The organism is Cytobacillus praedii (genome assembly GCF_001439605.1).
GTDB classification, from domain to species: domain Bacteria; phylum Bacillota; class Bacilli; order Bacillales; family Cytobacillaceae; genus Cytobacillus; species Cytobacillus praedii.
In genome coordinates, this window is the sequence record NZ_LMBX01000001.1 from 82932 (window position 1) to 95932 (window position 13001).

The following is a 13001-nucleotide window of genomic DNA, read 5'->3' on the forward strand; positions in this document are numbered from 1 at the left end:
GTCACTATTTCTTGTCCTCCTCATATTACTGCAAAAGGAATCATATCAAGATAAATAAAGCTGACTGAGCTATACCGCCTTTGTCAGCTTTGCATGTTAAAACGTAAAGCGAGAAACTTGTTCGTCGCTTATCATCAGCCCGTCTATTTCTTTAAAACCAACCTTCTCATAAACTTGTTTTGCGTGTTCGTTAGTTGGCTCATAGGACAGTATAATTGTTTTGTGCCGATCCTCTTTTATCATTTTTATATCGTCTATTACTAGCTTGATTGCTTCTTTTCCATATCCTTTCCCTTGATGCTTCTGATCAATCATCATGCGATAAATCCAATACTCATGATCATCTTCATCGATTCCATATAACGCGAAACCAATCATTTCCTCCCCAAGATAAATTCCTTTTGCGTGAAAATCATTAAGAAAGTTCAATTGAGCAAGGGATACGGCATTGGATGCCACGAACTTCTCTTGATCTTCCCGGACACGCAGCGAAATTGCCTTAATCCAATTGTCTTTAGTAATAGTTTCTAAATGCAGCATAACTCACCTCTCCTTATTAAGATTATACATAACTATCAAACAATTTTGATTATAAAGATGCATTTACCTTAATTTTTAATTGTTTTTAGTTTCTTTTTATCTTTACTTAGAATGACAATTTCGTAAATATCCTTCTTAATCACTTTTAGTGCTTTGTCTGATTGAAGAAAATCCTTGGATTAATCCCCGAAAAATCGCTTTTTCACTTTTGTATTCATGTAGTTTCCTTTCTTCTTCCGTTCTTGATGTACAGGAGATATTAAAAAAACCTTATGTCTTTCTTAAAAAAATCTTTAAAATTCACAAATATACTATGGACATGGGAGTAAGCAAATAGGTGATCTTGCTTAAACCTAAGTAAACTTTGTGAGTAGAGAAGGGAGGAAATAAACAATATATTTCTGAAAGAGCGAACGTAAATACAATCGGTACAAAGAGAAAGGGAGGCATAAAGCGATGGATAAAAACAAAACAGGAAAATGGTCATTCAATAATATGAAAAGAGGCATGGGAATTGCTGCAGCTGTACTAGCAATAGGTGCTTCTACTACCGTTGTTGCGGCCCAGAATACAGATTACTTCAAGATGTTTTTTGATGGGAATGTGATGAATAGTGCCGCTGCAATAGATCAAGTAACGATTGAACAAGGAATCAAAATGAAGGTAGAAGAAAGTATAATCGGAGGGAAAAGTGCGATTATCATTGCCTCTTTTGAGAGAGAAAACGGAGCTGTTTTTCCAGAAGAAGCAGTCATTGATACATTAGAATTAGACCTGAAAAATGGAGCAAGTTACATGGTTGAACAGCGAGTATCAGAAGATGGCAAGAAGCTTATTGCTATGTTTGATGTTGATGCTTCTAGCAGCTTAGATGGAGAAAAAGTAACAATAAAAGCAGATGCGATCATGAATGGAGAAACAGACGAGAAAGTTGCAGAAGGACCATTTAAACATACGTTTAAAGTAAAAGATCATTCCGATCGCTTGACAATTGATCTGACAACGAAGCTGAAAAATGAAAAAACAGCATTAAAAACATTATATATTTCACTTTTAGGGGTTGGTATTGAAGGGGAACGTACAGACGGAAATACAAGCTACTTACCTGAGAATACCCCAAGTGTAAAGGTAATAACAAAGGATGATAAGATTGTTGATTTACAGGCAAGCTCTACAAGCACGACTGACATTGGATTCAAATGGCAATATAGTTTAGATCAAAATGGGAACCGCGTCTTTTTAGATTCAGCGAATATTAAACAGATTATGATTAATGATCAAGTGGTTAATGTAGATTAATGCGCTATTAAGTTTCTTGAAACGTATATTCAATTAGAGTATACGTTTTGTTATTTAACATTAAGAAATCATTTCTCTTTTCTTTAAAAAAACTTTAAATTTACCCAATATACTAAAGCTATACAATTTAAGTGTAGGAGGAAAAAAGATGGAAGAATCGATCATGTTTACAGTTGATTCAACGTATATTCTTGTTCCAGCATTGATCATTTTCTTACTATATATGATTTTTGCAGGGCTTATAAGACATAAGTTCAGTTTAGGGCAAACGGTCCTATTAATCTCTTATGCCTTTTACTTTTTGTGTATGATTCATCTTGTGTTTTTCCCTATTGAAGTGAACATTGGAAAATACGCAAATCTGACTCCTTGGTACAAATCGATTAATTTTATCCCAATAGTAACAATTGATATTCCAACTTTTCTTTTAAATATTATCATGATGCTTCCTTTTGGCATGTATTTGCCACTACTGAATAAGAAGTATCAATCAGTTAAAAAGGCAGCTTATTCAGGGTTATTCATCAGTTTAACTTTCGAGTTCATTCAGCTGTTAATTAGGGTCACTCTTGGGAATGGAAGAAGTACAGACATTAACGACTTAATTGCCAATACATTAGGTGCTGTGGTAGGGTTTTTACTAATCAAAAAACTATCAGATGTCACGATAGTTAATCGCATTCTTCATAAGCTAAGCTTAGAAAAAGGAATGTAAGAATGAACATGTGTTTAAGGAGGCAATAAATTTTGAGCCATACCATCTTAATTGTCGATGATGATAAAGAAATTGCAAAATTAATTGAGGTATACCTAATGAATGAAGGGTATCAAATTCTTCAAGCACGAGATGGAATCGAAGCTTTAAAAGTCCTAGCGTTGAACCCGGTTGATTTAATTGTCCTAGATGTCATGATGCCTAATATGGATGGATTGGAATTATGTAAACAGATCCGAATCGATAATCAGGTGCCGATCCTTATGCTAAGTGCAAAAGTGCAGGATATGGATAAAATTATAGGTTTAATGACAGGTGCTGATGATTATATGAGTAAGCCTTTCAATCCGCTGGAATTAACTGCTAGAGTAAAGGCGTTATTTCGAAGAGCAAATTATAAATCTTTCTCTAAAGATTCGGGAATCATTCAAATTCATACACTGGAAATTGATAAACAAAGCCATCAGGTTACTGCAGGCGGAAAAGAAATCAAATTAACCTCCATTGAATTTGATATTTTATATTTATTAGCCAAAAATCAAGGAAGGGTATTCAGTTCAGAGGAAATCTTTGAAAGGGTCTGGAAGGAAGAAAGTATCGGTTCGAATAAAACTGTTATGGTTCATATTAAAAATATACGCGATAAAATAGAAGCAGCGATACCGGGAGAAATAGTCATTCAAACCGTCTGGGGAGTGGGGTATAAAATTGAAAAAGGTCATCTTGTTTATTCCTAAATGGAAGTTTCCAATATATATTCTTCTCTCAGCACTTTTGACTGGTTTGACAGCTATTGCACTCATTCCAACAATCAGGTATTTAGATACAGAGTCCTCTCGGGTATCAGATTTCATTGAACTTGTGGGCTCTTTCGGGTCAGCAGCTTTAGTACTTATCTTTAGTGTGATTTTTACTTTATACGTATTGCTCTTTTATCTTTATGAAAGAAAAAGGTATCGAGAGTATCTTATTACTAAAATGGTTGAAGAAATCAAGCATATTGCAAAAGGGCATTTTGACCAAAAAGTAACGGTCGAGGATGAGCAGAGAGTAGGAGAAATAGGTAATAATATTAACAACATTATTCTTCAAGCGAAACAGGCGATAGCGGATCAAAAAAGATCTGCCCAAATAAAAAATGATTTGGTTACGAATGTGGCTCATGATCTGCGTTCGCCGCTTACTTCCATTGTCGGCTATTTGAACCTGATTAATGGGGACCAATATAAAGATGAGGTTGAATTGCGCCATTATATCCAAATCGTTCACAACAAGGCAGAGAGTCTGCATCATCTAATCAATGATTTATTTGAATATACCTTTGTTCAAAACAGAGAAGCGCTTATGAATGAAGTGCCAATTAATATTGAAGAAATGTTAAATCAGATGATCGTTCAGTATCAATACCAGGCTCAAAATGCAGGTATGGAAATGAGGCTATTTCTATCGTCCCCAATGAATCCTGTAGTAATGGGTGATGGAAATAAACTGGCGAGAGTATTTGAAAACCTTATACAAAATGCCATTCGTTATGGCAAAGATGGGAAATATATTGATATAAAATTAACTGAGACAGAAGAAATGGCTGAGATTGAAATAGCTAATTATGGTCAGGTCATACCTAGTGCTGACATTCCGCATATCTTCGAAAGGTTTTACAGAGTAGAAAAGTCTCGATCGGAATATACAGGCGGTTCGGGTTTAGGACTAGCCATTGTGAAGAGTATTGTCGAATTACATAATGGGCAAATTGAAGTAAAAAGTTCTCGTAGGAAAACAGCCTTCGTTGTTAAATTATGGAAAAATAATACTAATGAAATATAATAATTTCTAATAAAGCCCCCCTTTCTTTGACAGGTGGTCTTTCATTGTGATTTGTTTTAGCACCGTTGAACTTTCAATTAAAATGGATGGGACAAGGATTCAGCCTCCTTGTCCCATTGATCTATTTTCCTTCTTTTGTAAAAGCACCGCTATGAGTAGTTTTTTTGCAGATTGATAGACCGCTAAAATGCTTTACAGTTAAAGAACGCCGAGTGTATTCAGGAATACAACAATAATCGTAATAGGTGCCACACATGTCATAAGAAAGCGCCAAGCCGGATATAGCCTTGGTGCTGCCGTACTGTTTAATTCAAATTCATGCTTAACAAGCGATTTATCCGCACTATAGATAATAAAAAATGAAATTAGCAGGCTGCCAAATGGCAGCATGATATTACTGACAAGGAAATCTGTCGCATCAAAAATGCTCTTTCCAAAAATCAGTAAGTCGCTTAGACTGCTGGAAGATAAAGCGGCCGGAATGGCTGCTAGGAAGATAATGAGACCAGAGATCCACGTTACCTTACTTCTTGATCTTTTTCCATTTGCTGTAAAGGAAGCTACAATGATTTCATACAAGCTAAAGGAAGATGTTAATGTAGCAAATAAGAATAAGAGCAGGAACAGGCATAAGAATATTTCACCAAATGGCAGCTGAGAAAAAACGGATGGCAATACGATAAACAGTAAGCCAGGTCCCTCTGCGGGCTCATAGCCGAAAGCGAATACGACTGGGAAGATGGCAAGTCCAGCTAATAAAGAAACGAAAATATTCATGCCGACAACCGCGCTGGCAGATGATGTTAAACTTACATCCTTTTTTAAATAAGAGCTGTAGGTAACCATACAGGAGAATCCGACTGCTAATGAGAAGAATGACTGTCCCAATGCATATAGAATGGCTTCACCGGTTATTTTTGAAAAGTCGGGCGAAAGGAAGAACTTCACTCCTTCCAGCGCACCTTCAAGAGTCAAGGCACGTACAACTAAAATGATAAAAAAGATGAATAGTAGCGGCATCATATATTTATTTGCCTTTTCAATTCCGTTTGAGACACCAAGAGAAATGATGAGAACATTAATTAGGGAGAATATAAGCAAGCCAAGAATCGTAATCCATGGGGTTCCAATGATTGAGCCAAATAAATCAAGATAGCTTGCCCCTTCAGCAATAATATTTCCGGGAATAGACAAACCACTATAAACTAGAACCCAACCGCCAACAACACTGTAAAAAGATAGAAGCAAAAAGCAGCCGAGGACTCCGAGTCGGCCGACCCACACCCATAGGCTGTCTGGGGCCAATTTTTTATAGGCGCTGACTGCTTCTTTGCCAGATCCCCTGCCAATAATAAATTCCGAAATAAGCAGAGGCAGGCCGATCAGTATAGTAAATACGACGAATAGGAGGAAGAATGCGCCCCCGCCGCTCATTCCTGTGACATAAGGAAACTTCCATATGGCGCCAAGACCAATAGCTGCTCCGGCAGACGCCAAGATAAATCCAATTTTGGATGTCCATTGATCCTTTTTTACATCCATTTCATGCCCCCCTTTTCCTATTTTTCTAATACATCGTTTAAAAATAATCACCGGTCTATCTTCAGGCCGGCGATAGAAGTTTAATTTTATCGCAGATTATTGGACAATAAAACCCCCTTTGAATGAGTTTTACTTTATAGTTCCGTTCGTAAATCCCAAAGTTCAGGGAAGAAACGGTGATCAAGCACCTGCTTCAAATAATTTACCCCTGAAGAACCGCCTGTTCCCACTTTGAACCCAATAATTCGTTCTACTGTTTTCATATGACGGAAGCGCCACTGCTGGAGCCAATCCTCAATATCAACAAGCTTTTCGGCTAATTCATATAGATCCCAGTATTGATCCACATTGCGGTAAACCTCTCTCCATGCCGCTGCTACACTCGGGTCCCCTGCATAGACCTTGGAAAAGTCACGATCAAGCAGCGCTGGATTGATGTCGAAGCCTGCTCGGGCTAATGCTTTAATCGAGACATCATAAATGCTCGGTGCCTGAAAGGCTGTTTGAAGAGCTGCATGAACAGCAGGATCCTTCTCGTAGATCTTTAGAATATGAGTAGACTTATAACCTAGAGCAAATTCGATGAGTCTATATTGGTAAGATTGGAAGCCTGAAGCCTTTCCAAGTGTGTCCCGGAATTGCAAATACTCAGCAGGCGTCAAGGTAGATAAAACGTCCCAGGCTTGGATGATCTGCGTCTGGGTTTTAGAGACACGGGCAAGCTTTTTAAAAGCAGAATGCAGTTCATCCTGCTCAATTTCTTTTATCGCCGACGAAAGCTCATGCAAAATGAGCTTCATCCATAGCTCGCTTACCTGGTGGATAATAATGAAAAGCATCTCATCATGATGGTCTGATAAGCGTTTTTGGCTAGTCAGAATTTGATCGAGATGTAAGTATTCGCCATACGTCATATTCTCTTTAAAATCTGTATGAATTCCTTTTTCTTTTTCAAGATTTTTATAAAGATCTGAAATGGATTTTGACATTGCGTTTCTCCCCCTCTGGAGTTGAGTGTCCTGTATCTTGTCTAGTCAAGATGGATGGTACCTATCAATACGATTCTATTTTACGCAACAACATCCCGCTTGTTCTCAAATTTCTTATACTGCTCTTCTTCCATAATTTTTTTCAGAATCTGCACCACTTCCCATACCTCTTCAAACGTATTGTACAATGCAACAGGTGCAAGTCTAATGCCGTTTGGTGTACGGAAATCAGGAATGACCCCGTTATCTTTCAATGCTTTACAAATTCGGGCTGCTTCTTCATGCTCAAGAAATACATGGCCACCCCGTTTGTCTGGATCAAGAGGATTTCCAATCTTGAACTCAAAGTTGCCTAATTCAATCTTAATAAGGTCAATCATATAATCCGTAAGCTTTAAGGATTTATTGCGGATTTTATCTATACCTGCCTCTGTAAACATCGATAGCGAGCCTAAAAGCGGTGCTGCACTTAGTAAATTTGGTGTGCCCATTTGCATGGCTCCCGCATTGGGTGCGGGTGTTAAGTCATGCTCCATGTCAAACTGTTTGTTTTTATCTGAACTAAACCAGCCTGCAAGCCCAGGATTAATGCCAAAGTGTTTCTCGTTTACATAGATGCCAGCTACAGCTCCTGGCCCGCCATTTAAATGCTTATATGAACACCAGAAGGCAAAATCTGCGCCCCATTCACTTAATGAATGTGGAATGGATCCAATGGAATGGCATAAATCAAAAGCAACGACGATCCCTCTTTTGTGTGCTGCCTCGGTTATCTTCTTCATATCTAATATTTGGCCACTGCGGTAAAGAACGCCTGCAAGGACAATCAGTGCGACTTCATCTGTCATCGCCTCAATAATATCTTCTTCACGGATTGTTAGCCCGTCCCTGCTTTTTACTTGCACTAAATGTTCCTCTGGATTAAGTCCGCGAATTTTCAGCTGACTTTTTAAGGCATAAATATCTGTTGGAAAATTTAACTCATCTGCAAGAATTTTTGTTCTTTTTCCTTCCGGCTGATAAAAGGTAGAAACGATTTGATGTAAATTAACTGTCGTGGAACCAGTTATAATTACTTCTTCAGGCTTTGCTCCAATAAGTGGTGCCGTCATCTCACCAAGCTTTTCAGGGAAATAGAACCACGGGTTTTCCCCTTTTAGCCAGCCGTCGATGCCATAAGTCTTCCATGATTCAAGTACGGTATGAAGTGCTTGTTCAGCCCTCCTCGATAGAAGTCCAAGAGAGTTCCCGTCAAAGTAAATGGTTCCTGACTGCAGATAGAATTCATTGCGGTACTGCCTTAGTTCATCAACAGAATCAAGCTTTTGTGCATAGGCCTTTGTTGTAAACTCCTTTTCACTCATATGGACCAGCTCCCTTTCTTATGAGAATGTTCTTTATAAAAATAGAATGAAGTATTTAATTGATATTATGTCAATGATATAATATCAATTAACAGATTGTAAAGAAAATACTTAAAATTTAGAAAATGATAAAAACTATCGAATTGGGGTGAAATGAGTGAATCATGAAGACGGTTTATCCAGGAGACAGCAGAAGGCAATGCAAACCCGGCTAAATCTATTACATGCAGGTAAGGTCATCTTTTTAAAAGAAGGCTTTCAAAAAGCGACGATGACGGAGATAAATAAACAAGCGAATACTGGATATGGTACGGCGTATGTGTATTTCAAAAATAAGGATGAGCTATTTGGTGAGCTCATGGAAAATATAGTAGAGAAAATGTATGAGGTTGCAAGCTTGCCTTTTGAACCAAAGACAAGTGAGGAGGCGTTTGAACAGATAAAGACGCAGGTCAGACTATTCATCCAGGCTGCCTTAGATGAACAGGAAATGATGAAGGTTTTAAAAGAGGCTATTGGTGTTTCTGAAATCGTGGAAGGTAAATGGAGTCAAATTCGGACTAGATTTATCGCAGGGATTATCAAAGATATTACTTTCGTTCAGGAAGCTGGAATGGCAAACAAGGAGATAGAGGCTTCATTGATTGCTAGAGGCTGGTATTATATGAATGAGCAAGTAATGTGGGATATTTTACTTGGAGAAGTGGCAGAAGATCTGAATAGAGTAGCAGAAAATTTAGCTTTACTGTATACAAGGGGTCTCTATGTTGGTAAGTAATACCAAGAATAAACCTTACCAACAAACCTATGTGAGGCTGCTTTAATGGTGAAAGGCAGTCCTATTTATAGGCACTGCCTTTCATCTAATTAATGTAAAATAGAACCGCCGTCAATAATCAACTCGATGCCAGTAACAAATTTTGATTCATCAGAAGCCAGATAAAGAACACCATATGCGATATCTGACGGTTGACCAAGAACGTTTAAAGGAATTCCGGCTAATGTCATATCTCTTACTTCTTTATTGCTTGTAAACATTTCAATCATTGGTGTTTCAATTGTGCCAGGGTGTACGGAGTTGACACGGATATTATACTTTCCATAGTCGAGCGCAACATTTTTTGTTAAAAGTCGTAATCCGCCTTTTGAGCTGTTATATGCGGCATTACCTACTCCGTTAATGCCTGAAAGGGAAGAAATGTTAACAATACTGCCGCCGCCTGCCTTTTTCATTTCAGGGAGGACTGCCTTGATTCCTAAATATGGACCTTTTGTATTGATTTCAAGGATTTTATCCCATGTAGATTCTTCTACATCTTCAATTGTTTGAGTAATTAGACCGGTAATACCCGCGTTGTTGACTAGAATGTCAACTTTTCCGAATTTCTCCACAGCTGTTTCGACAACAACTTTCCATTCATCTGCAGAAGTGACATTATGCTTAATAGCAATCGCTTCTCCGCCATTGTCTTTAATTTCTTTAACTACACTTTCTAGTAATTCAAATTGTACATCAGTTGCTACTACTTTTGCCCCTTCACTAGCGAACAATCTTGCTTCCTCTGCTCCTTGACCACTGGCTGCGCCTGTGATGATCGCAACTTTGTTTGATAACCGTGCCATTAAAATCTCTCCCTAATCATTTTTTTATGCTCTCTTTAAAGAACAATCATAGAAAAAATAAGCAGCATCTTACTTTAATATTTCCAAACGAAAGTAATAAATTGATCATGATAGTATAACTATCATGACTATAGTGATATTATAAAACTCGTTTTTGAAAATTTCAATAAAATAGTTTTGTGGAGCCAAATTGACGGTTTTTTGAGAATTTGTTAGCATCAGTACAGAAACGAAGTAAGAGAGGAGTTGTACAAGTGAATCCTCAAAGCAGATGGGAACAGGAACGGCAAGCTGGAAAAAACAAGCGAATGAAAAGTATAATAGAAGCCGCAGAGAAGGTATTTAGCAGAAAAGGCTTTGAAAAAACAACTATGCAGGATATTGCAGATGAAGAGAATTTAGGCATTGCGACTGTTTTTCGGTACTTTCCTAAAAAGGACAAACTGATTGTTGCGGTGGCAGTGAATTTATTGGAAAGATATCTTACTGTCTTTCAAACGGTTGCTTCTAAAAACTGTACTTGTCTTGAAAAAATTGAAATCCTATTTAATCATTTCATTTTTGATATCGAGCCGGAAAACTTAGAATGTACGCAGTTGCTTGAAGCCTTTGAAAGCTATGCTTCTACTTCTCTTGAGGAGTTAGGGGATTATCATCAATACATTGAGGTTCGAAAAAGGATTTCAGATACGCTCACGCTTATAATGGAGGAAGGAATATGTGATGGTTCCATTCGATCGGATATTCAGGTGAAAGAGGTCTTAGCATCTGTTATTAACGCATTCGGATTATTTTCAAGGAAACTGTCCTTATTTGAACGAATTCCCTTTTTTGAAGATGAGATAGAACCAAGAGTACAGTTAGCTATTACTAAACAGATTTTCTTGGAATATATTAAAGCAAAGTAACAAAAGGAGGCACAGGATAATAGCTGCTGCCTCTTTTTGTATGTACGTGTGAAATTATTTAAACTTCATAGGTGGTTGGGCTGGAGAGAAAAGATTGTGAAAACAAAATGTAATCGAGCGTTTTACATAAAGTGAACCCTTGAAAAGCAGAAATGAAACAACAAGTGATACAGGAATGCTTAAAGCGACGGGAAGATCAATGCCCTGCCAAATACTCATTTTTATTTGTTCGAAACCAATTGTTCGTAATATCCCTGCGAGTATGGAGATTAGTGCGCTCGAGATCAATCCTAGGTAAAGGACAGACAGGACAGGGATTGTTAACGACAAGAAGAAGGAAAGGATCATTTTTTTTATCTTCATAGATTTTTGCTCCTTATAATCTGTTGGACTGTAGCATCCGGAGAGATGGTACAGCTTTCTGTATAGGTAAGTGTTTCAATATTGCACTGGCTGCCAACAACCACAACATCCCCCTCAACGAATTTTGCATCTGTAGAGGCAAGATGCAATTGTTTTCCCTTAATAAGATGACAAATTAGTTTTTTCTTCAATGCAATAGATTTTCTATCCTTTTCTATATGTGCTTCTTCCGCAATTAATCGGTTGATCCTACTCTTACCTGATAATTTTAGCTGAAAGTGTTTTGTGTTAATTTCTTTTGCGGCAATGATCCCAATGGACTCAAACTGTTCTGAATGAAGCGTTTGTTCAATGGTAAGCCTTCCCGAACTGTAAAACTTCGCTGTACGCAAATTTTTCATTTTTAAATTTCCTGCATTGATAATTTCTTTTACTTCGCAATTGCCTTTTATGACACATGACCCGGAGCTTTTTAACAGATCTGCTGCCACATGAGATTGAAAGGTGCTAAAACCATGGGTGGAGATCTCTTTGAGGTGGATTTCTTGGTGTAACGTAACAGAACCACGTATGTTCAATCGTTCGCAGTCCTTAGCTAATTCCTTGATTTGACCGCTTGTCAGCGTGATGCTTTGGAGCTTTTTTACCCGTTCATTTTTCATTCCTTCACACCTGCTTATTTAATTAATATATATTTTAATTGTTAAAATATATATTAATTAAAGTATATTGATGGATGATTTGTCAAGAAGGATTAGATGACTGTACTGGGACAAGATTTCTACATAATTGGACAATAAAAAATGTAAGTAAAATTGACTTTTTGCAGTACTCTTATATATGCAATGCGCTCTTTCTCTATGGTAAGGGCTATTTTTCTATCAAGTTAAACAGCGTAAAGTTATAGTGATTTGGAAAAATTTATGACTTTGTACATTTGTCCAAGCAGTTTCTTTCGATCGACATTTTATAAAGTAAAAAGGGATGCTATTTACATTTAATGAAAGCTAAACAAATTTCGACCTATACCAATGTTAAACGAGTGTGCTGCCCCTTTTTGTTCAATAAAAAGGAGGGAATGACGAAGATGAGTTTCTTTGAAGCAGATACTGAGAATTCTTCTGATGAAACAGTACAGGGAACAAATGTGAATGAAACGATTAGTGTCGTTGTCAAAAGAGATGGAGACGAAGTTGTCTCTAGATCTCTTATCTCTGGCAAATCCAAAATTGTGATTATCATCAACAACCAGTTCACCAGTTCACCAAATACTACGCAAATTGCGAGTGGTGCTGGACGAAACAGTGCAGCAGGGAATAATGCCGCCCTAGATTCATCGAATACCGAACAGCAGCAGAGTGTCGGAGCCGGAGGGGAGGCTAAAAACTTTGGTGTGAATGGGAATCAGACTGAGCCGCACGTCAAGCATGGTCATTGTGATGATGACTCAGAACTTGTGATTGTCATCAATAATCAGATCAATCAAGCTGGAGAAGAAGCGGGGGCTACTCAGGTTGCAAGTGGTGCTGGAAAAGACAGTACAGCAGGAACGAATGCTGCAATCGAAAGTTCCAATACCAAACAGCAGCATGCAGTTGGCGGAGGTGACGGTATTGCAGTAAACGATGGGGAGAACGGGAATCAAGAGGAAGTTTAATCAAGTCGTACTCTTACGCCTATTAATGCACCCATAAATAATGATAGTGGGAGCGATAAACTAATCTCGTTCCCCCATCATTGCCGCCAAATCACAGAAACTAGGGTGTACCTTAAGTGGGTACTAGCAGACTCTTAATAAATGATCGTGCTTCTATTTGAACAAATTTCCCTTTTC

14 protein-coding genes are annotated in these 13001 nt (G+C 37.8%); 7 read left to right on the forward strand and 7 right to left on the reverse strand.

Features of this window, described 5'->3' with window-relative positions:
- Positions 1–96: 96 nt before the first annotated feature.
- Complete coding sequence (locus ASU02_RS00370; RefSeq protein WP_057759757.1) at positions 97–540, reverse strand: GNAT family N-acetyltransferase; 444 nt, start codon at positions 538–540, stop codon at positions 97–99.
- A 456-nt stretch (positions 541–996) separates the two neighbouring features.
- Here ASU02_RS00370 and ASU02_RS00375 point away from each other — a divergent pair, with 456 nt between their 5' ends.
- The 4 genes from ASU02_RS00375 to ASU02_RS00390 all read left to right on the forward strand — a co-directional run bounded on the left by ASU02_RS00375 (position 997) and on the right by ASU02_RS00390 (position 4378).
- Positions 997–1839, forward strand: coding sequence for a hypothetical protein (locus ASU02_RS00375; protein WP_057759760.1), 843 nt, complete (start codon positions 997–999; stop codon positions 1837–1839).
- Positions 1840–1987: 148 nt separating this feature from the next.
- Positions 1988–2554, forward strand: coding sequence for a VanZ family protein (locus ASU02_RS00380; RefSeq protein ID WP_057759763.1), 567 nt, complete (start codon positions 1988–1990; stop codon positions 2552–2554).
- Positions 2555–2586: 32 nt separating this feature from the next.
- Positions 2587–3291: a response regulator transcription factor gene (locus ASU02_RS00385; protein ID WP_057759766.1), complete on the forward strand. Its 705-nt coding sequence runs from the start codon at positions 2587–2589 to the stop codon at positions 3289–3291.
- The gene (locus tag ASU02_RS00390) at positions 3263–4378 is read left to right on the forward strand and encodes a sensor histidine kinase (RefSeq protein ID WP_232426101.1); all 1116 of its coding nucleotides are present in this window, start codon (positions 3263–3265) and stop codon (positions 4376–4378) included. Before ASU02_RS00385 ends, ASU02_RS00390 begins: the two co-directional genes overlap by 29 nt.
- Before the next feature lie 198 nt (positions 4379–4576).
- On the opposite strand, the gene ASU02_RS00395 is transcribed toward ASU02_RS00390, so the two are convergent.
- From ASU02_RS00395 to kynU, 3 genes are all read right to left on the reverse strand, one after another.
- Positions 4577–5920 (reverse strand): sodium-dependent transporter, encoded by a 1344-nt coding sequence (locus ASU02_RS00395; RefSeq protein WP_057759770.1) that lies wholly within the window; start codon positions 5918–5920, stop codon positions 4577–4579.
- Between the two features lie 134 nt (positions 5921–6054).
- Complete coding sequence (kynA, locus tag ASU02_RS00400; RefSeq protein WP_057759773.1) at positions 6055–6909, reverse strand: tryptophan 2,3-dioxygenase; 855 nt, start codon at positions 6907–6909, stop codon at positions 6055–6057.
- An 80-nt stretch (positions 6910–6989) separates the two neighbouring features.
- Positions 6990–8273: a kynureninase gene (kynU, locus tag ASU02_RS00405; RefSeq protein WP_057759776.1), complete on the reverse strand. Its 1284-nt coding sequence runs from the start codon at positions 8271–8273 to the stop codon at positions 6990–6992.
- A gap of 157 nt (positions 8274–8430) precedes the next feature.
- On the opposite strand from kynU, the gene ASU02_RS00410 reads away from it, so the two are divergent.
- Positions 8431–9051, forward strand: coding sequence for a TetR/AcrR family transcriptional regulator (locus ASU02_RS00410; RefSeq protein WP_082631653.1), 621 nt, complete (start codon positions 8431–8433; stop codon positions 9049–9051).
- A gap of 89 nt (positions 9052–9140) precedes the next feature.
- Here ASU02_RS00410 and ASU02_RS00415 read toward each other — a convergent pair whose 3' ends face one another.
- A complete protein-coding gene (locus tag ASU02_RS00415; protein WP_057759779.1) occupies positions 9141–9896 on the reverse strand; it encodes an SDR family NAD(P)-dependent oxidoreductase in 756 nt (251 codons plus the stop codon).
- Between the two features lie 254 nt (positions 9897–10150).
- Here ASU02_RS00415 and ASU02_RS00420 point away from each other — a divergent pair, with 254 nt between their 5' ends.
- Positions 10151–10804, forward strand: a complete 654-nt coding sequence (locus ASU02_RS00420) for a TetR/AcrR family transcriptional regulator (RefSeq protein ID WP_057759783.1) — start codon at positions 10151–10153, stop codon at positions 10802–10804.
- A 54-nt stretch (positions 10805–10858) separates the two neighbouring features.
- On the opposite strand, the gene ASU02_RS00425 is transcribed toward ASU02_RS00420, so the two are convergent.
- The gene (locus ASU02_RS00425) at positions 10859–11167 is read right to left on the reverse strand and encodes a hypothetical protein (protein WP_057759784.1); all 309 of its coding nucleotides are present in this window, start codon (positions 11165–11167) and stop codon (positions 10859–10861) included.
- Positions 11164–11829 carry a hypothetical protein gene (locus ASU02_RS00430; RefSeq protein ID WP_057759786.1) on the reverse strand — a complete coding sequence of 222 codons (666 nt, stop codon included), beginning with the start codon at positions 11827–11829 and terminating at the stop codon, positions 11164–11166. Before ASU02_RS00430 ends, ASU02_RS00425 begins: the two co-directional genes overlap by 4 nt.
- A gap of 425 nt (positions 11830–12254) precedes the next feature.
- Here ASU02_RS00430 and ASU02_RS00435 point away from each other — a divergent pair, with 425 nt between their 5' ends.
- On the forward strand, positions 12255–12824 hold the full coding sequence (locus ASU02_RS00435) for a hypothetical protein (RefSeq protein WP_232426103.1): 570 nt from the start codon (positions 12255–12257) through the stop codon (positions 12822–12824).
- Positions 12825–13001 lie beyond the last annotated feature (177 nt).

Bases quoted from the DNA above. Each gene is read 5' to 3' on its own strand.
- ASU02_RS00370 (WP_057759757.1), bottom strand. From the start codon at position 540: ATGCTGCATTTAGAAACTATTACTAAAGACAATTGGATTAAGGCAATT.
- ASU02_RS00375 (WP_057759760.1), top strand. From the start codon at position 997: ATGGATAAAAACAAAACAGGAAAATGGTCATTCAATAATATGAAAAGA.
- ASU02_RS00380 (WP_057759763.1), top strand. From the start codon at position 1,988: ATGGAAGAATCGATCATGTTTACAGTTGATTCAACGTATATTCTTGTT.
- ASU02_RS00395 (WP_057759770.1), bottom strand. From the start codon at position 5,920: ATGGATGTAAAAAAGGATCAATGGACATCCAAAATTGGATTTATCTTG.
- kynA (WP_057759773.1), bottom strand. From the start codon at position 6,909: ATGTCAAAATCCATTTCAGATCTTTATAAAAATCTTGAAAAAGAAAAA.
- kynU (WP_057759776.1), bottom strand. From the start codon at position 8,273: ATGAGTGAAAAGGAGTTTACAACAAAGGCCTATGCACAAAAGCTTGAT.
- ASU02_RS00415 (WP_057759779.1), bottom strand. From the start codon at position 9,896: ATGGCACGGTTATCAAACAAAGTTGCGATCATCACAGGCGCAGCCAGT.
- ASU02_RS00425 (WP_057759784.1), bottom strand. From the start codon at position 11,167: ATGAAGATAAAAAAAATGATCCTTTCCTTCTTCTTGTCGTTAACAATC.
- ASU02_RS00430 (WP_057759786.1), bottom strand. From the start codon at position 11,829: ATGAAAAATGAACGGGTAAAAAAGCTCCAAAGCATCACGCTGACAAGC.
- ASU02_RS00435 (WP_232426103.1), top strand. From the start codon at position 12,255: ATGAGTTTCTTTGAAGCAGATACTGAGAATTCTTCTGATGAAACAGTA.